The organism is Bacillus cereus group sp. BfR-BA-01381, assembly GCF_022663555.1.
Classification (GTDB): domain Bacteria; phylum Bacillota; class Bacilli; order Bacillales; family Bacillaceae_G; genus Bacillus_A; species Bacillus_A pacificus.
In genome coordinates this window covers 39,022-57,092 of record NZ_JAKUFR010000015.1, presented here as the reverse complement: position 1 = coordinate 57,092, position 18,071 = coordinate 39,022, and the positions used below count along the sequence as shown (strand labels likewise).

The window sequence follows — 18,071 nt, the reverse complement described above, 5'->3', positions numbered from 1 at the left end:
TCCATAACAGTGTCTTATGTTAAAGCAATAGAGAAATGAGAAGGTGTTTCAAAGAGTCTTCGGTTAGAGTTGATACTTCTTATTTCGTATAAAAATAGTACGTTATCCTATTTACGAGAACCATAGTAAGGATAAGGTACTATTTTTTCTGTTATGTAATTATATTGAAATATAATGATGTATTTGGAAGAGACTACAGATGTATTCTCTATAAGATGTGAAAGAAGAGGAGGTTATATTAATCGAAAAAAATTGATATATTAGTTGCATAAAGAACTCACCAGCCTATATACTATAAATATCAAAAAAAATTGATGAAGGGAGAGTGAACTACAGTGGCACAAAATTTCCAGCTCTATGAGAAAAAATTCAAAGCATTAGCGGATCAAAAGCGTTTAGAAATCATGTATGAACTTTGTCAGAGAGGCCAAACGTGTGTATGTGATTTAACAGAGATTTTTGAAATGACACAATCTAAGTTGTCCTATCATTTAAAGATTTTATTAGATGCAGGTTTGATTGTAAAAGAAACAAAAGGTACGTGGAGTTATTATGATTTAAATGATGCGGAAGTGAATAATTTATTATCAGAAGAATTGTGCTGTATCTTTAGAAAAACAGGAAAAGGTAGCTGCTGTTAAAATTTTACGCTATTAATCAAAAAAACTTGATTAACGACATATAAAGAGGAGGAATAAGGTATGAGATATGTTCACGTTGGTATAAACGTTACGAATTTAGAGAAGTCTATTGAGTTTTACGAAAAGGTATTTGGTGTATCGCCAGTTAAGGTGAAAACGGATTATGCAAAATTTTTATTAGAGACGCCAGGACTTAATTTTACGCTGAACGTACGAGATGAGGTGAATGGAAATCAGGTAAATCATTTCGGTTTCCAAGTGGATACAGCTGAAGAAATCACATTACATAAAGAAAGATTAGAAAAAGAAGGTTTCTTTGCGCGTGATGAAATGGATACGACTTGTTGCTATGCAGTACAAGATAAGTTTTGGGTAACAGACCCTGATGGGAATGAGTGGGAATTCTTTTATACGAAAGCACATAGTGATGTTCACAAAATTGAAGAGTCATCATGTTGCACGACTGCAAATGAGGTAGCTAAAAATTCTTGTTGTTAATAGGAGATGGAAAATAAAATGAAACGCTTATCTTTTCTAGACCGATATTTAACACTATGGATTTTTCTAGCGATGGCTGTTGGGATTGGTTTAGGGTTTGTATTCCCTAGTGTAGTAGACGGACTGAATACATTACAAGTTGGAACGACGTCTATTCCACTTGCTGTTGGTTTAATTGTCATGATGTATCCACCATTAGCGAAAGTTCGCTATGAGGAAATGGGCCGAGTATTTAAAGATGTTAAAGTGTTAGTTTTATCTTTAGTACAAAACTGGATTATTGGTCCGGTACTTATGTTTGTGTTAGCAATTATTTTTCTTCCTGATAAACCAGAATACATGGTCGGTCTCATTATGATTGGATTAGCACGTTGCATTGCAATGGTAATTGTTTGGAACGATCTTGCCGATGGAGATAAAGAGTATGCGGCAGGTTTAGTCGCTTTTAATTCGGTATTCCAAATGCTCTTTTTCTCGGTTTATGCATACGTATTTGTAACAGTCATTCCAGAATGGTTAGGGATTGAAGGGGCTATTGTCGATATTACAATGATAGAAGTAGCGAAATCAGTATGTATCTATTTAGGAATTCCTTTTATAGCAGGTATGTTGACACGCTTTGTACTCGTTAAGTTAAAAGGAAGAGAGTGGTATGAAAAGGTGTTTATACCGAAGATTAGTCCACTTACACTACTTGCATTGCTATTTACAATCATCGTTATGTTCTCTTTAAAAGGAGAGATGATTGTTAGCGTGCCACTAGATGTAGTAAGAATAGCGGTTCCGTTATTAATCTATTTTATTGTAATGTTTTTCGTTTCTTTCTTTATGGGAAAAAAAATTGGTGCAAACTATCCGGTGACTACAACGTTAGCATTTACAGCAGGTAGTAATAACTTTGAGTTAGCGATTGCTGTAGCAGTTGGTGTGTTTGGTATTCATTCAGGCGCAGCGTTCGCAGCTGTGATCGGACCGTTAGTTGAAGTCCCTGTCATGATTGCACTTGTAAACGTCGCTTTTTGGTTTAAGCGTAAATATTTTAATGATCAACCAGTATAATTTAAAAACAAAGGCGGAAAACAACATGGAAAATAAAAAGACAATCTATTTCTTATGTACAGGAAATTCATGCAGAAGCCAAATGGCAGAAGCATGGGGGAAACAATATTTAGGGGATAAGTGGAATGTGTATTCTGCGGGAATCGAAGCACATGGAGTGAATCCAAATGCCATTAAAGCAATGAATGAAGTAAATATCGACATAACAAATCAAACATCAGATATAATTGATGCAAACATTTTAAATCGTGCTGATTTAGTCGTTACGCTTTGTAGTCATGCGGATTCTGTTTGTCCATCTACTCCGCCGGATGTGAATCGTGTTCATTGGGGATTTGATGATCCAGCAGGAAAAGAATGGTCTGAATTTCAACGTGTTCGTGCTGAAATTGGTGAACGTATAAAGCGATTTTCTGAAACAGGTGAATAAATAAAGGAAAGAGTCAATCTTCTAGTGTATAGGGATTGGCTCTTTTTACTATATCATTTATCTAAAGGCATATTCGGTGTGGGGTCTCAAATGCATTCTTTCAGATGGAACATACGAAAATCTAGTGAAAGTAAGCAGACTTGACCCGAAACTGCTGGATTTGAAGTAGTTTTATACAGCGAAGGAGTTTCAAATATATGCCGTCATGGAAAGCTTCTTTGGTCATTTAAAAAGTGAAGTTTTCTACTCGCAAGAGATAACAAAAGTACCCAACACAACTGTGCGAAAGATTGTGCTAGAATACATTTATTACTACAATTGTGTGCGAATTCAAGCAAACCTAAACCATCTATTCCCTAAAGAATTTAGGGAATAGATGGTTTAGGTGTTTTGATAGGTGTCCCGTTTTCGGGGGGCACTTCAATTTATTCTGATGAGTTTTTTTATAATTTATCAATAATTATTCTTTTTTCTCCGGCTGATAGGAAAGAATAACGACACCTGAATTGGTTGTTCTTGTTTCTATAAGTTTTAATGCTTTTGTATTGCTCTGGTCTTTAAAGAGACGCTTTCCGCTTCCTACGATAACGGGATTGACTATAAAGTGATATTCATCAATGAGGTCATGTTGCATTAATGTTTGTGTAAGATCACTGCTGCCATAGATTAAAAGGTTCTGACCGGGTTGTTCCTTCAGTTTCGATATTTCTTCTACAATATTACCCTTGATGAGATTTGCATTCCATTCCGCTTTTTCCAAAGTTGTTGAGGCAACAAATTTAGGCATGCTGTTCATCTTATCAGCAAAACCTTCTTCATCAGTCATAGAAGGCCAGGCAGCTGCAAAACCTTGATAGGTTACTCGCCCTAGTAGAAGCGCTTCACTTTCAAACAGTAAATCGGATTGAAATTTTGCTACTTCTTCATTGAAGTATGGAGCAGTCCAAGCTGGTTCCTCCATGACACCATCTAGTGAGAGGTACATCGATACAATTATTTTTCTCATTTTGTTCTCCTTTAGTTTTAAATTGAGATTTTTACATATTGGTAACACAATTATTAATTCTCTAGCTAGAGAAATTCTCCTTTTTTAATAGTTTCGACAAAATGTATTTATGTATGTTTCGGAATAATCTAATATACATTAACAACTTTGAAACATTGTATTACTTCTAATTTTTATGCATTATTGATTAGCTTTACTTATTGTGCTAACGAATCAGGATAGTGTGGCGACCGACTAAATAGTTGCTTATCCTCAATTATTAGAAGGGAAGTGTTATCATTTCGCGAATTGATTAGATATAGACGAGTGCTATAATTTTCTATATCTACATAAAGAGGTGACTACGCATGAATCAAAGACCGTCAGAAGAAGAATACGCTGGGAGCTCCGGCGAATATATCCGTTTGGTGCCGGACGGTAACATCATCGACATTCTGCTTGCCCAGGAAAAGCAAATGATCGAGCTCCTGGCATCGTTGACCGAAAGCCAGGCCGCATATCGGTATGCGGAAGGAAAATGGACTCTGAAAGAAGTCGTGGGCCACATTGCAGACGCGGAACGCGTCATGACCTACCGCTTGCTCCGGTTCGCAAGAGGGGACCAGACGCCTCTGACCGGTTTCGATCAGGAATTGTTCCTGCCTCCTTTCGGAAGCTGGACAACCGCGCAATTGGCCGAAGACTACCGGGCCGTACGACAATCAACGATTACATTGCTGCGCGGGCTACCAGAGGAGGCGTGGACCCGTAAGGGCACAGCCAACAACCTAAGCATTACGGCGCGCGCCCTCGCGTACGGCATTGCAGGACACGAAATTCATCACATGGGGGTCATCCGAAACCGGTACTTGATTTAATCGTCGGCTGAGGCATTTTGAATTGAACTAACGGGTAACTTTAACAAAATAAGGAATACAATTAAATATCCTAAAATATGCAAATTTTTATACATGACTGCTTGCGTATCATGGAGTGAATCCAAATGCTATTAAAGCAATGAACGAAGTAAATATCGACATAACAAATCAAACATCAGATATAATTGATGCAAACATTTTAAATCGTGCTGATTTAGTCATTACGCTTTGTAGTCATGCGGATTCTGTTTGTCCTTCAACACCTCCGCACGTGAATCGTGTTCACTGGGGATTTGATGATCCAGCAGGAAAAGAGTGGTCTGAGTTTCAGCGGGTTCGTGATGAAATTGGTAAACGTATAAAGCGATTTTCTGAAACAGGGGAGTAAATAAAGGAAAGAGTCAATCTTCTATTTTATAGGGGATTGGCTCTTTTTTATTGATTTAAAACAACTATTAAAATAAATAGAGAATATTCTGTCAAGGTGGTAAAGTTAAAATAGAGCAGTTTCAGGGGGGGGGAACATATAATTTCTGAATTAAACAAGGCTGATTTTTATAAATGTAATGGTTTAGTAAATGCACAAGGTCAATTAGAAGTCAAAGCTGTAATTACAGGGGTGAATCCTGGTCGTATATTTGTAGATAACGTGACTTCTCCTAATTCGGGGCTTATTTGGTTAGGTAATAATGATGGCTTCTTCTTTATTGGAGATGCTGGAAATGAAGAGTTTAATAAAGAAATGAATCGTTTTATTAATCATGTAATAGTACCTGAGGCGAGGAAAGTAGGACTAGATTGCTTTGAAGGAATCGGGAATCATTCGAAGTGGAATAAAACAATCGAAAGAATATTTCAGCACCGTAACTTAAAGAGTTGGAATCAAAGAGTGTATATGCTAAGAAAAGAGGATTATGAAAATCATCATGAGCCTAAATTTGAACAGGGATATACTGTGCTGAAAATGAGTAAAGCTCTCTATGAAAATAATAATAATATATTTAAGAATATTGATTTTTTACAATCAAAAATTTTAGAGTTTTGGTCTTCACCGGATTGTTTTTTCAATGAGGGGATCGGTTATTGCATTGTTTATGACGATTTAATTGTGAGTGTTTGTTTTTCAGGATTTATATTTGAAAATATACACTGCATAGATATTGAAACAATAGAGGGTTACCAAGGAAGAAAATTAGCTCAAAAGACAGCTCATAGTTTCGTAAAAGAGTGTTTGGAGAATGATATCATTCCATATTGGGACTGTATGGAATTAAATAAACCTTCTGTGGCTGTCGTAGAAAATGTAGGCTTTACAAATGTGTTTAATTACGTAGGATATTATTTTCCTTTTGAGTAAATGAAGTGTATGTTACAAACCTATCATCGAGGGTTTTTACATGGAAGGAGAATAAGATGAAACAAATAATAAAAGACATATTAATAAATTATTTTAAAGAAATCCGTACATTAGTAGTTGAAGAAGAACTACATAAGAACAGTTGGCATACCGATCTACACTATAAAATTATCGTAAATGGAGATCGGTATTCCGCACGGTTTATAAATAGCGATCGAACAATCAATCCAGCTTTTGGGCCGTTATCAAATGAACAATTGAATGAGCAAGTGCGGTTTACGTATTATTTACGAGAGCATGGAATTCCATTTATGCAGGTTAAGGAGAATAAGGCGGGGGATTCCTTTACATGTGTCACTTGGAATGAGGAACAGTACCGGTTTGTATTGTCTATTTGGATAGAAGGGGAACATGTTACTCATTGTACAGAAACGATGGCAGAAGTCTTTGGAAAGGAAGCAAGAAAGATACATGATATTTCTAGTACGTTTCAAAGCTCGACTTTTCAAAAGAAATCTCATTTAGATGGATATGGTGAGTTTATCAAGTTATTAGAAAATAAGGGTTGTACAAGTAAGGAATTGAGAGGTTATATAGATTTCGCTAAGTACCATATAGAATGCGCGCATAAGAGTAATTTAGAGTTTATTGTACAAACTGATTTAAATCCTTTAAATGTCTTATGGGATTCAAATCAGTCTGTAAAAGGAATTGTAGATTTTGAATCGATTGGATATATTGATCGTATGGAAGGGCTAGCTTTTTTAATAAAGTGGTATTCCCGGACAGAAGGAATAGAGTCACATGTAGTATGTTCGGAAGTTGCTAGTGCATTTTTAGAAGGGTATAAGGCTCATAATATTGTAACATCAAATGATTACAAAAGAATTTCTTCGTTACTATGGCTATCCGGTAGTTTGAATTGGAATTTTGTGAAGAAAGCGCTAAGTGTATTAAGTGATGAGAGGGAATTAGAAGAACATTTGGAAGTTTATAGAGTAAGAGGAGAAAGGCTATCTTCATTGTTAATTTGTACATAACATGCATTCTCCTAATTTGCGATTCGCATAAGAAGCGATATGAGGTGTTCTAAAAATGAAAATACAAATTGTATTGTTTGATGGATTTGGAGAGCTCGTCTCCTTTGCGCCTTTTGAAGTACTGAAAAGAGCGATAGAAGAAGGGGCTCCGTTTACAGTTGAATTCGTTTCAAGTGAACCAAAACAAGAAGTTACTACTTCGTTTGGAGTGACGGTGAAACTACATGATTTTTTACGCATGGATAATCGTCCAGATTTGTTAATTGTACCTGGTGGTGGCTGGAATCATAAAGCTGAACATGGGGTACGAAAGCAAGCAGAGCTTGGTACTTTAACCAAAATGATTAGAGAGATGAACAATGAAGGAACGATTGTTGCTGGAGTTTGTACAGGGGGTATGCTACTAGCTGCATCCGGTATATTGAACGGTCAAAAGGCAACAATGCATCATTTGGCGCAGGGTGAAATGAGTGAATATGGAGCAGAACTTCTTCCTTATAGAATTGTAGATCAAGGGAATGTTATTACTGCAAGAGGAGTTACTTCAGGACTTGATTTAGCTCTTTGGATTACGGAAAAGTTCGCAAGTCCTAAAATTGCAGCTGCTGTTGAATATAGAATGGAATACGAGCGGCGGGGAGTTGTTTGGAAATAATTTGATCTTAACCATGTTTTTATACTCTATAGCGTATTAGATATTGTAAAAGAGAAAGAGCCAACTTATACGAGCAGGCTCTTTTTTTATGTATTCATTCTCTATGTTTAATAATTGGGCTGAATATAACCTAACTTTATTCCCTTTGTGACAGCTTCTAAAATGAGGGGAGTTCAACATAATGGACATAAACGGTGCTTATACATGTAAAGTAAGAGGGCATGAAAATGAATAAAGACTGCTAATTTTTGTGCACTTTGATTATGTAGAAATAGGGGAGATGACATGAAAGACAATACGCCTAAGAAAATTTTATTTATTCAATCGGGAATTCCTTTTTATTATCCAATGATCGAAGCCGCAATTTTGAATAGTTTACAAAAGGTAAATAGCAATACCATTATGGTGAATCCGGAAAAAGCTATAAAAACCGCATTGAAAGTGAAACCTGATTTTATTTTGGTACTCGGTGGTTTAAACGAGGGAATTATTAGTGTCATGCCAGTCCTAAAGAGTGCGGGTTTTACTACTGGACTTTGGCTGACAGATGATCCGTATTATACGGATGTAACACAACATCTTGTGCCGTATTATGATTACATATTTACGCAAGATTTAAATTGTATCAAATTTTATAGAGGGTTAGGATGTAAGAATGTGTTTCATCTTCCGTTAGCAGCAAATCAAGATGTGTTTAAACCTTCTCAGAAAGAAGATACATATAAGTATGATCTTAGTTTTATAGGTACAGCATTTGAAAATAGACTTACCTTTGTTGATTCTATTTCAGAGTATTTAGCAGAAAAAAACATAAAAATTGTAGGATTTGGTTGGGAGAAGTTAAAGAATTATGAAAGGTTAAAGGATAAAATACAACTATTGCCACTTGCGAAGTATGAGGATGCATTGCAATTTTACGTATCGACTAAAATCAATATAAATTTACATCGTTCACCAAGTGATCAGGAATTGAATTGTAATGCTGCAAATATCCAAGCATATTCAGTAAATAATAGGACGTTTGAAATTAATGCTGTAGGTTCTTTTCAATTAACTGATATACGACCAGATGTAGCGAAGCATTACATACCTGGTGTTGAAATAGAAACGTTTAATAGTGCACGGGAGTTTATACAAAAAGCGGAGTATTATTTGGAACATGTACAAGAAAGAAAACAAATAGCAAAAAATGGACTGGATAGAACTTTGAAACATCACACATATGATAAACGTATAGTACAATTATTAAACTATATTCATTTCATAGGTGTGCAGATGTAGTCTAACCATTAATTGAAATGATAAGCGCTTAGTACTTTCTAACTTTCGTAGTCTATAAAGACCATTTATGAAAAAGGGATTTGAATAATTTTGTGGAATTTATTTATTCTGAAAAAACAATTTTGCATTGGAACTAATTTATATTTGATAATTAGAGGAGATTAAAAATGAATCACTTTTTTGTAAAATTTGGTGAATATGAAGCAAGTGTTTGTGAATGGGGAGATAAAAGTAATCCTCAAATCATTTGTTTTCATGGTTTAGGAAGTACAAAATTAAGTTTTATTGAAATCGCGGAACTTTTAAAGGATAAATATCATATTGTATCGTTTGATCTACCTGGACATGGGAAAACACCAAATTTTGAGAAGGATGAAGATTATGGTGCATTCCATTTAACAAATTGGGTAGTAGCATTACTTGAGCACATAGGAAAAGAAACCTTTTATATAGTAGCACATTCATGGGGCGCAAGCGTTGCGCTTCACTATGCAGCAGAATGTCCAGAAAAAGTGAATAAAATGGTATTGTTAGATGGTGGTTATCATCATGGCAAAATGAATGCGGATTATTTTGCGAATCTATATAAAGATGCGAAAGAAGGAGAGTGTCCACCGCGATCATTAGAAGAAGAAATTACCCATTACGAAAAAGATTTTGATGAATATATTTTTGATAGTAAAAAAGCATTCATCCAATCAGAAAAACTGGCTTACAGCAGGTGGTCACCATTACTAGAACGTGCGGTTTATGATTTAATGAGAGAAGACGATAGTAAAATAAAATGGCATGCTACTGGCGATACCGCTAGAGGTGTAATTAAGTTTCAATATACGGTGTATAAAACATTGAAACCGCATAAAATTAAAAGCGATATTTTATTGTTGTATTGTGATCTTCCCGATAATTATTTAGAAATAAGAGAATTGCAGATAGCAGAATTTAAGAAGCGTATTAATATTACGACTAAGCTTTACAAAGATACAGGGCATTTAATGCATTGGGATAGACCGGAAGAGATTGCTGAGGATGTTTTACATTGGTTCAAATAAAGAAGGTCCGTTGTTCGCATTTGAGCAACGGATTTTCTTTTGAAAAATTGAATGTAGTTGTCATAACCAGTAAGCTTAATGCTCAAAACTGAATCAGGGTTCTTGATATAAATGTGTGTATTCAGCTTCAACCGCGAGATGTAGTAGCTCCGTTATCATGAAAAGTTTGTAAGTCTCCTAAAATGAAGTAACCAAGATCACATAAACACAAATCGTCTGCTTCTACTGGATTAGGTTTCTTGCGAATTTTAAATTAAAGGTCTTATCCAAAGTTGAGAAAAATCCACATAACCAAAATATTTCATCTTAATATTCGTTAAATCTGATGAAAAAGGAATTTGACGTGTATCATAGTATAAGGGAATCATAATAGAGGATTCTATCAGTTCTTTTTCAAGATTCTTATTTAGTAAAGACCACTCTTCAAAATGTGTATGTTTGTATTTAGATAGTTGGTTTCTTAGTGATTTATTTGTTTTTAAAACTTTAGCCAATGGTGAATATCTAGCTGTTAAAAAATAATAAAATGATATCTCTTGATTCATCTCGAATACTTCACCATGAATAAAAAGGTCGACTTGTTCATTAAGTTTTTCATCCCTAAGATAGTTTTCAAATGGAACCCATTTAACTTGAAAAGGTATATTTTCTTTTTCTAAGATATTCATTAACCATTGTGTGGTTGCTTCTGTATACTGAGTAGCTTTTATAATAAGTGGTTCTTTAAATTCAGGACGTTTTCTTTTTGGGATATTGATTTGATGATCTATGTCTTTTAAACAGCTTTTAATATTTGGGATTTTTTGAGAATCATATTCATGAATATGATTTATATTGTTAGCGATAATAGAATGTAAGTAATTACGAACATCTATGTGCTGAATGGAAGAATCGCGCCAAGCATTCATAATTATAACGCCAAAACCGGAATTCCTTTCTACTTGAAAAGTAGAATTACATTTATGGTGTTTGGAAGATTGATAAATAGTATCAAATTCCAGAGGGACCTGAATGAATTCTACTGTATCTAGTAAAGGTCTTTCTTGAAAATAATCATGAAATGCTATCAATGATGTTTTCTCCAGGCTATTCTCTCCTATATAAAAACCACCGCTTCCTATGATTTGACCGTTATTTTCTTTATAAATACTTGTATTTATCATACATAACATTTGTAAACAATAACTACACCCTTTTGGGTAATGTATATCAATAATTAATGGTGATACAACTTCTATTTTTTCTATGGGTGCCCATAAGTCTTTATAGTATGTATGACTGCGTAATTTTGAGAGACATAATTTCACATCAGCCGCTGTTAAAATGGATCCATCATGAAATTTTATAGACTTTTTTAAATATAGTCTAAGCGTAGATTGAGTTAAATCCCAACTGTGAGCTATTTCAGGGAATATGTTCCCCTTTTCATCCATATAAACAAGTCGATTAAAAACATTCGCAACAATATGTGCACTATGTACATCGGCAGCCTCGAGCGGATGGATTGTTAAAAAGGGCCTCCTTCTAGGAATAATTAATTTGTCATCTGAATTATGTATATAGCCAAATTTTGAATGAAACTTAGTCATTAAGCGGAGTTTACTGTTTGGAGACCAATTATATAGTAAATATTTACTACTTTTTTCAACAGGCTGTTGGTCCATAATTTCCATTACTTGTGACTCATAGATTTGTTCTACATTTTTCAACCATTGGAGAGAGGAGGGGTTTCCCCTACCTTTTCCAGAAATGAAAGTTAGCCAACCTTCATCCATCCATTTATGTAAGTAACGTACTGTTTGCTTTGTACTTAAATTTAAAAAATCTGCTAGGTCTTGTATTTTTATATTTCCAGAAGAAAATGATTGCCATAGGTTTAGTAAAGTTTTATCCATTTTCCTATCTCCTTTTATAAGTGGACATGTTTTTCTGAAGGTGTCCATTTTTAATTTGATAAGTCTAGTTTAATATAACATTAGACAAGGGGAGGAGATACGATGAATTGGAAAGAATTTGAACAAAATATAAAAGTACGCTTAATTACATCATTTTTTAATCGTGCTGTTACATCAGCAGTAATGCCTTTTATGGCATTGTTTTTTGCTCAAGAAATAAATAAAGTATGGGCTGGTTTATTTTTAATCTTAACGGTTATGTTAAGTTTTTTTTCAAATTTAATTGGAGGTTACATTTCAGATCGATTTCAACGAAAGAAAATCTTATTGTTAACTTCTTTTTCTAGTACTTTAATGTTTTTATTCATGACTGTAAGCTTATATCCGACAGATAAGATGATTTGGTTATTTGCAATCGCTTATGTAGGTTTTATAATAACTAGCAGTCTTGGGCGTCCATCCATGCAGGCTATCATCATAGACTCAACTACACCGGAGAATCGAAAGGCTGTCTATACAATTGACTATTGGCTTATGAATCTTTCTATGGCAATTGGTGCAGCATTAGGTGGTTTTTTATACATTAATCATCAACAAGAGCTGTTTATACTACTGACTTGTGTTTCTGCTACAGTACCAATTGCATATAAAATTTGGCTAGTTACAGAAGTTAAAGAATGCTTAGAAAAAAGGCAGGAAAATATAGTACTTGATCTAATTCAAAATTATAAAATTGCTATTCAAGATAGAGCATTTTTAAGAGTTGTAATAGGGTCTACCTGCATATTTGCGGCAGAGTTTTCTTTAAACAGTTATATTGGTGTACGACTTTCAGAAACATTCAATCCAATAAGCATTGGGGACTTTGAAATAGTAGGAGTGAGGATGCTAAGTATTCTTAACATACAAAATATGCTTTTAGTAGTATGTTTAACGTTTATTATAAATAAATTTACTGATTATCTAAGTGGGAAAAAAGCGTTACTTTTAGGTCTTGTGCTCTATGGGATAGGCTATGTGGCAGTAACATCTTCAAACACTTGGTACGTACTAATTATTTTTAACTTTATTGCTACTGTTGGTGAACTTGTCTACTCACCAATCAGAAATGCAGAACAAGCTAATATGATTCCGGCTGACAAGAGAGGGTCATATTCAGCCTTTGCGGGTCTATCAGATATTGGGGCGGACCTAATTGCAAGAATGACTATTATCGTCGGTGCGTTCTTAATTCCTACGATGATGTCTGTTTATATTGGTATGATTGTAATAATGGGGGCATTTTTCCTATATAAAGGTCTGTTTGCTAGAACTAGTAGTCAATCACAGGAAAGATTGAATAACATTTCAATATAATATAATGCCTAAAATGAAATATACACTATTCTTTTTATAGAATCGTAGGATAAGTGTGTAAAGAGGGTTTATACAACTTTGGAGGGATTATCGAGGAACGAATGTCGGATAAAGAATTATTAAACACCTATCAAGGACAGAAAGTAGTAGTAGGCACTCATGGAGCTATTATGACGTTGATGATGGGTATTATGACAGTAAGTATGATTTGAATTTTTTACTACAGACATCAAAGCCAGATATATATATAGAATGGAATTCAATGGACAGAAATTGGTGGAGGTTAAAAGATTGTGGGAAATTTCATAGATTGATTTTATTCATCCATAGCTTTTCCTAGTGACGTGTATTATAAGCAAATGGGTTACTGCGGTAACTCTTTTTCTTATGGCACTGGCGGGGGACTGATTTCAAAAATCTAAAAAATTCGGTTTTTTAGCGTACAAAATTCACGTTTTGTTCTTGCTATCCCGAGGTGAAATGGGAGGGAATATTTTTGGGTAGGATATCTTTAAAGTTATTTTTTAAATCAATCCTATTTTTTTCCATATGCGGTATTGTTGTTTTTTCTATATTTCAGATTATTTTTGTCTGGAGTGTTTCGACAGGATTAGGGAGAGATGATATAGTCGGATTTTCTGATAATAAGTATGTAATTGGTCGTCCGCCTGTTAGCTATAATTTATATAAAAAAGATAGTGGGGAAACTATATTAGATAATGTTATTGGTTATAAAAAAGGGAAAACTAAAAGCTATATTCGGAATGAAATTGAATTTGTAGTGATAAATGAGACAAAGGGTAGCTATGAATTGTATAAAATAGAAAAGGCTTCAGAAAAGGATATAGAACGGCTGAAAGAAATGAAGAAATTAGAATAAGAGAGACTATCTGAAAGGTAAAAATGTACACTTGTTATTGTTAGATCTAAAAAATGGTTTAGACTGATAACTGGGTTTTATTTTATGAAAAGAATTATTATTAAAATAAAGCATTAGGGGTTCAGTCCCATACCCTCAAGCTAATATTTTGAAGTGTCCTCAAAACGAAAATTTTCTTCGTTTTGGGGGTATTATGAAATTCTTAAGTTGATGGGCATGCAACTGTACCCCATATTAGAAAAAATGATATTTTGATGCAAAGTTATGGTGCAAGCAAGAGCATTACAGTTCTATTACCAATTCATTTTTTGCTATAATAGATGCGTGGCAGGACATAGATAGAAAGATACTGCTAGTAATTTATACTTAAAGTAGGGAGTTTGAACAGAGTTATGGGGACAGAAAAAGAAATTAGTTCCGCTAAATTAATATGGAAGATGACGCGCCCGCATACGTTAACGGCGACGTTTTCTCCTGTAATTTTAGGGACAGTGGCATCACTTTATGTTGCCAAAATTGATTGGCTTTTATTTATTGCGATGATGGTTGCATGTTTAGCATTGCAAATAGCAACGAATTTATTTAATGAGTACTATGATTTCAAACGTGGATTAGATACAGCTGATTCTGTTGGAATTGGTGGCGGAATTGTCCGTCATGGATTGAAACCAAAAAATGTTTTAACAGTTGCACTTTTATTGTATGTAGTAGCAGCATTTATTGGAGTTTATATTTGTATGAATAGTAGCTGGTGGTTAGTTGTCATCGGTTTAATTGGAATGGCGGTTGGCTATTTATATACAGGTGGTCCATTACCAATTGCGTACACTCCGTTTGGGGAATTAGTTTCTGGATTGTTGATGGGGACATGCTTTGTACTTATTGCTTTCTTTATTCAAACGAATACGATAACGACTGAAAGTGTATTAATTTCCATTCCAATTGGAATTTTAGTCGGTGCAATCAACATGTCAAATAACATCCGAGATATCGAAGAAGATATTAAAGGTGGAAGGAAGACATTAGTCATCCTCCTTGGGAGAGAAAAAGCAGTAGTAACACTAGCTGTAGCCTTTTTCATTGCTTATTTATGGATCGCTGTAATTGTATTAATGGGTTATATAAGCCCTTGGGCATTAGTGATGTTCCTAGGTTTGAGAAAGCCAATCTCCGCCATTCAAAGTTTCCAAAAAGGAGCAAAGGATCCAGGGTATATGCGCATCGCAATGAAATCAACAGCGATGACAAATACGATTTTTGGCTTTTTATTATCAGCAGGATTATTAATAAGTTACTGGTTTTAAATAAAAATATTGTTAAGTAACTTAACCCCAATTTCTCAATTTTAATATGGAGAGATTGGGGTTTTTATTTTGACTATGTTTAACGTTAAGAGTCGAAATGCAAATACCAATAAATTGCAACTTCATCACTTGTCATATTTAAGCCTTTATAAACAAGAAAATCAAACCCACCAATTACAAATCCACATTTTTCATAGAACTTACATGCTGCGACATTATTATTTTGCGTTTCAAGCATGATACCTGGCATGTTGCCTTCTTTTGCCCACTGTTTTGCTTGAACAACTAATCTTTTACCAACCCCGAGTGTACGATATTTTTTATCCACCGTTATATCTTCTATGTAAGCATAGTGATTCCAATTCTTTTTCAATACTATGAATCCAATGATTTGGTTATGTAACAGTGCTATGTAAATTATTTGATTTGGCTTATTTATATATTCATTGTACGCCAGTTCTTCATTATCATTTTGTAAATAACTTTTTTCATAACTCGGAACGTCTTCTACTGTATATTCTATGCGTCTATTTACTTTTGAAAGAGAAAGCATTAACCGAGCATTCACTATAAAACTGTCATCAATCTCCGGGAAATTATCTAAATCATTTGTTTCTAACTCCCTAATTAAAAGGCTCATCGTGATACCTCCAAATCATATTATTTCTTCTGGTTCTTTATGTAATCCAATTTCATTCCAATTACAAAATTATAATAGAATTTCAATAGTAAGGTTATCTCTGTATTTTATCTTAATACCGGTATTCTTGTATCTTAATATAAAAATGATATTTAGAAAGATTAGTGTTTTTTATTTTGGGTGTATATTCGGTGTTCAAATTTAACTGTATTAGAGAAACAAATATTTTGCAGAAGAGTGAATGTAATAGGCTATTCTTTAACTGGTTTCGACATTATCTGCATTTTATCTTTATCCGTCTCTATTAATCTATTTATTGTAAATACCGGCTGAAACTAACGATTCAGCCTTATAAATAATTAATAGGGAAAGGATCGAAACATCATGAAAGAATCGCAAAGTAAGAAAAAAACAAGTGTAGTAACGAAGGCAATAATATCTCTAGGAGTTGTTTTAGCAGCGACATTTTTCACATTCTTTTTAATTGGGAAATGGAATGCTATCCCGGCGAAGGGAGTAGCAAATGAAAGTATGAATCAAGTTAATACGCAGCAACAAGAAAGGAATAAGGGAACATTACCGGAAAAACAGAAAAGACCTGATGGAAAACCGTTAGGAAAGGTTGTTTATTTAACATTCGATGACGGCCCTAGTGAATTAACTGGGAAATTTTTAGATGTATTAAAAGAGCAAAATGTTGCTTCGACATTTTTTATGCAAGGTAGTAATTTACAAAATACAGGTTTTCAGGAAAACGTAAAAAGAGCGGTAAAAGAAGGACATTATATTGGTGCTCATAGTATGACACATAATAGTGATAAGCTATACAAAAAAGGACAATTTGTACCGGAGATGAAAGAAACGTTAGCTCTAATTCATAATATCACAGGCACAACTCCTAAACTGGTTCGTCCGCCATATGGATCTGCACCAGGATTAAAGGGTGATGAAATTCGTAATCAAATTGTAGAAGCAGGAATGAAAGTTTGGGATTGGACTATAGACTCAAATGATTGGAAATTAAAAGATAATTCAACTCAAATTATTGAAAATGTAAAGAAACAAACAACAGAAGAGGTAGAAGTTGTTTTAATGCATGAAAAGGCGCAAACATTACAAGCTCTCCCTGAAATTATTACATTTTATAAAGAGCAAGGGTATGAATTTGGGGTATATAATGATGAGGATCATTTTTGTCTAAACTTCCAGAAAGATCAACGTCTATAGTATAAATATAGTTATTTTAAAAAGATGTTTTTATTACTAAAACAATAACTAATACAAAGTCGATTTCCATGAAGTGTCCCCCGATTGTTAAGCAGATTCTAACAATCGGGGGATTTTTTATATTCAAATTCTCTTAGCGTACGAAATTCGCGTTTTTCTCCGTAGCGAAACAGGGCTCATATGCTCTAACCTCATTCTATTAGTAAATAGCCTGCAATCATTATCCTCTGTACATGAAATAAATTTGATTTGTAATATAATCTGAACTAAAATGAAGTCCATTTCTTATCCACCACATGATGATTCCTACCAATGAGGCAGTTTTAATCTCAATAGCGACATAATTTGCTGGTAGCTCTGTCTCACTATTATTCCTTCTCGTTTCTACTAATCGCTTTATTAATAGAAATAATTGTTCTTCAAAATGATTCATATTAAATAAAATGGATAAATAATTTCGATGAGTATATAAATAATCAAGCAATTGTGTTAGCTGTTGTTTTTCGGATAAATCACTTACGTGTATTAAAGCAGTAATTTTATTAGAAAGTTCATTTAAAATTTCATCAGTGAGCTGCATGAGTAAATCCTGAATATCTTGATAGTGTAAGTAAAATGTTGTCCGATTTAACCCAGCTTTGTTTGCTATTTTCTGAACTGTTAAATTTGAAATAGTAGATTCCTCTTGTAAAAGGGAATAGACGGCATTTTTAAACATTTCTCTTGAACGAAGTGTACGAGGATCCTCTTTTTTAGATGTAGACATTTTTAAACTCCTTTATAGATTTTTCTTTGACTTTCTCGACAAAGCATATTTTCAATGTCGATTAATGAACATTTTCAACAAAATTGTTCATGGTCAGGAATATGTATCTTTGTTACTATGAATTTTA

General features: G+C 34.0%; 18 protein-coding genes and 3 pseudogenes. 17 read left to right on the top strand and 4 right to left on the bottom strand.

Going from position 1 to position 18,071, the window contains the following annotated elements; genetic code table 11:
• The first annotated feature begins 335 nt into the window (after positions 1-335).
• From arsR to MR079_RS07795, 5 genes and pseudogenes are all read left to right on the top strand, one after another.
• A complete protein-coding gene (gene arsR / locus MR079_RS07815) occupies positions 336-641 on the top strand; it encodes an arsenical resistance operon transcriptional regulator ArsR (RefSeq protein WP_000068188.1) in 306 nt (101 codons plus the stop codon).
• A gap of 60 nt (positions 642-701) precedes the next feature.
• Complete coding sequence (locus MR079_RS07810) at positions 702-1,139, top strand: ArsI/CadI family heavy metal resistance metalloenzyme (protein ID WP_001271024.1); 438 nt, start codon at positions 702-704, stop codon at positions 1,137-1,139.
• Positions 1,140-1,157: 18 nt separating this feature from the next.
• Positions 1,158-2,198 (top strand): ACR3 family arsenite efflux transporter, encoded by a 1,041-nt coding sequence (gene arsB, locus MR079_RS07805; RefSeq protein ID WP_139866053.1) that lies wholly within the window; start codon positions 1,158-1,160, stop codon positions 2,196-2,198.
• A gap of 25 nt (positions 2,199-2,223) precedes the next feature.
• The gene (gene arsC / locus MR079_RS07800) at positions 2,224-2,628 is read left to right on the top strand and encodes an arsenate reductase (thioredoxin) (RefSeq protein WP_242293806.1); all 405 of its coding nucleotides are present in this window, start codon (positions 2,224-2,226) and stop codon (positions 2,626-2,628) included.
• Positions 2,629-2,800: 172 nt separating this feature from the next.
• Positions 2,801-3,004, top strand: a pseudogene (locus tag MR079_RS07795) (IS3 family transposase); the annotation flags it as partial.
• An 84-nt stretch (positions 3,005-3,088) separates the two neighbouring features.
• On the opposite strand, the gene MR079_RS07790 reads toward MR079_RS07795, so the two are convergent.
• Entirely contained in the window at positions 3,089-3,634 is a 546-nt protein-coding gene (locus tag MR079_RS07790; protein ID WP_242293805.1) for a dihydrofolate reductase family protein, read from the bottom strand.
• 347 nt (positions 3,635-3,981) lie between these two features.
• Here MR079_RS07790 and MR079_RS07785 point away from each other — a divergent pair, with 347 nt between their 5' ends.
• The 7 genes and pseudogenes from MR079_RS07785 (at position 3,982) to MR079_RS07755 (ending at position 9,876) form a co-directional block, all read left to right on the top strand.
• Complete coding sequence (locus tag MR079_RS07785; protein ID WP_242293804.1) at positions 3,982-4,491, top strand: DinB family protein; 510 nt, start codon at positions 3,982-3,984, stop codon at positions 4,489-4,491.
• 109 nt (positions 4,492-4,600) lie between these two features.
• Positions 4,601-4,879 (top strand): annotated as a pseudogene (locus MR079_RS07780) (arsenate reductase/protein-tyrosine-phosphatase family protein); the annotation flags it as partial.
• A gap of 138 nt (positions 4,880-5,017) precedes the next feature.
• Positions 5,018-5,848, top strand: coding sequence for a GNAT family N-acetyltransferase (locus tag MR079_RS07775; protein WP_242293816.1), 831 nt, complete (start codon positions 5,018-5,020; stop codon positions 5,846-5,848).
• 56 nt (positions 5,849-5,904) lie between these two features.
• A complete protein-coding gene (locus MR079_RS07770) occupies positions 5,905-6,888 on the top strand; it encodes a phosphotransferase enzyme family protein (RefSeq protein ID WP_242293803.1) in 984 nt (327 codons plus the stop codon).
• A gap of 55 nt (positions 6,889-6,943) precedes the next feature.
• Entirely contained in the window at positions 6,944-7,543 is a 600-nt protein-coding gene (locus MR079_RS07765) for a DJ-1/PfpI family protein (protein ID WP_070806460.1), read from the top strand.
• 285 nt (positions 7,544-7,828) lie between these two features.
• Positions 7,829-8,824 (top strand): CgeB family protein, encoded by a 996-nt coding sequence (locus tag MR079_RS07760; RefSeq protein WP_242293802.1) that lies wholly within the window; start codon positions 7,829-7,831, stop codon positions 8,822-8,824.
• A gap of 167 nt (positions 8,825-8,991) precedes the next feature.
• A complete protein-coding gene (locus MR079_RS07755; protein WP_139866039.1) occupies positions 8,992-9,876 on the top strand; it encodes an alpha/beta fold hydrolase in 885 nt (294 codons plus the stop codon).
• Positions 9,877-10,124: 248 nt separating this feature from the next.
• On the opposite strand, the gene MR079_RS07745 is transcribed toward MR079_RS07755, so the two are convergent.
• A complete protein-coding gene (locus tag MR079_RS07745; RefSeq protein ID WP_097853025.1) occupies positions 10,125-11,771 on the bottom strand; it encodes an ABC transporter substrate-binding protein in 1,647 nt (548 codons plus the stop codon).
• A gap of 102 nt (positions 11,772-11,873) precedes the next feature.
• On the opposite strand from MR079_RS07745, the gene MR079_RS07740 reads away from it, so the two are divergent.
• The 4 genes and pseudogenes from MR079_RS07740 (at position 11,874) to menA (ending at position 15,311) form a co-directional block, all read left to right on the top strand.
• Positions 11,874-13,127 carry an MDR family MFS transporter gene (locus MR079_RS07740; protein ID WP_139866038.1) on the top strand — a complete coding sequence of 418 codons (1,254 nt, stop codon included), beginning with the start codon at positions 11,874-11,876 and terminating at the stop codon, positions 13,125-13,127.
• 110 nt (positions 13,128-13,237) lie between these two features.
• Positions 13,238-13,436 (top strand): annotated as a pseudogene (locus MR079_RS07735) (histidine phosphatase family protein); the annotation flags it as partial.
• A gap of 187 nt (positions 13,437-13,623) precedes the next feature.
• Positions 13,624-14,007 carry a hypothetical protein gene (locus MR079_RS07730; RefSeq protein WP_139866037.1) on the top strand — a complete coding sequence of 128 codons (384 nt, stop codon included), beginning with the start codon at positions 13,624-13,626 and terminating at the stop codon, positions 14,005-14,007.
• Between the two features lie 392 nt (positions 14,008-14,399).
• A complete protein-coding gene (menA, locus tag MR079_RS07725; RefSeq protein WP_000536373.1) occupies positions 14,400-15,311 on the top strand; it encodes a 1,4-dihydroxy-2-naphthoate polyprenyltransferase in 912 nt (303 codons plus the stop codon).
• Between the two features lie 85 nt (positions 15,312-15,396).
• On the opposite strand, the gene satA is transcribed toward menA, so the two are convergent.
• Positions 15,397-15,951, bottom strand: a complete 555-nt coding sequence (gene satA / locus MR079_RS07720) for a streptothricin N-acetyltransferase SatA (protein ID WP_061182543.1) — start codon at positions 15,949-15,951, stop codon at positions 15,397-15,399.
• 384 nt (positions 15,952-16,335) lie between these two features.
• Between satA and MR079_RS07715 the strand changes: the two genes are divergently transcribed.
• A complete protein-coding gene (locus tag MR079_RS07715) occupies positions 16,336-17,178 on the top strand; it encodes a polysaccharide deacetylase family protein (protein ID WP_242293801.1) in 843 nt (280 codons plus the stop codon).
• A gap of 220 nt (positions 17,179-17,398) precedes the next feature.
• Here MR079_RS07715 and MR079_RS07710 read toward each other — a convergent pair whose 3' ends face one another.
• Complete coding sequence (locus tag MR079_RS07710) at positions 17,399-17,944, bottom strand: TetR/AcrR family transcriptional regulator (protein WP_242293800.1); 546 nt, start codon at positions 17,942-17,944, stop codon at positions 17,399-17,401.
• Positions 17,945-18,071: the final 127 nt, after the last annotated feature.

Bases quoted from the DNA above. Each gene is read 5' to 3' on its own strand.
- MR079_RS07810 (WP_001271024.1), top strand. From the start codon at position 702: ATGAGATATGTTCACGTTGGTATAAACGTTACGAATTTAGAGAAGTCT.
- arsB (WP_139866053.1), top strand. From the start codon at position 1,158: ATGAAACGCTTATCTTTTCTAGACCGATATTTAACACTATGGATTTTT.
- arsC (WP_242293806.1), top strand. From the start codon at position 2,224: ATGGAAAATAAAAAGACAATCTATTTCTTATGTACAGGAAATTCATGC.
- MR079_RS07790 (WP_242293805.1), bottom strand. From the start codon at position 3,634: ATGAGAAAAATAATTGTATCGATGTACCTCTCACTAGATGGTGTCATG.
- MR079_RS07785 (WP_242293804.1), top strand. From the start codon at position 3,982: ATGAATCAAAGACCGTCAGAAGAAGAATACGCTGGGAGCTCCGGCGAA.
- MR079_RS07770 (WP_242293803.1), top strand. From the start codon at position 5,905: ATGAAACAAATAATAAAAGACATATTAATAAATTATTTTAAAGAAATC.
- MR079_RS07765 (WP_070806460.1), top strand. From the start codon at position 6,944: ATGAAAATACAAATTGTATTGTTTGATGGATTTGGAGAGCTCGTCTCC.
- MR079_RS07760 (WP_242293802.1), top strand. From the start codon at position 7,829: ATGAAAGACAATACGCCTAAGAAAATTTTATTTATTCAATCGGGAATT.
- MR079_RS07755 (WP_139866039.1), top strand. From the start codon at position 8,992: ATGAATCACTTTTTTGTAAAATTTGGTGAATATGAAGCAAGTGTTTGT.
- MR079_RS07745 (WP_097853025.1), bottom strand. From the start codon at position 11,771: ATGGATAAAACTTTACTAAACCTATGGCAATCATTTTCTTCTGGAAAT.
- MR079_RS07740 (WP_139866038.1), top strand. From the start codon at position 11,874: ATGAATTGGAAAGAATTTGAACAAAATATAAAAGTACGCTTAATTACA.
- menA (WP_000536373.1), top strand. From the start codon at position 14,400: ATGGGGACAGAAAAAGAAATTAGTTCCGCTAAATTAATATGGAAGATG.
- satA (WP_061182543.1), bottom strand. From the start codon at position 15,951: ATGAGCCTTTTAATTAGGGAGTTAGAAACAAATGATTTAGATAATTTC.
- MR079_RS07715 (WP_242293801.1), top strand. From the start codon at position 16,336: ATGAAAGAATCGCAAAGTAAGAAAAAAACAAGTGTAGTAACGAAGGCA.
- MR079_RS07710 (WP_242293800.1), bottom strand. From the start codon at position 17,944: ATGTCTACATCTAAAAAAGAGGATCCTCGTACACTTCGTTCAAGAGAA.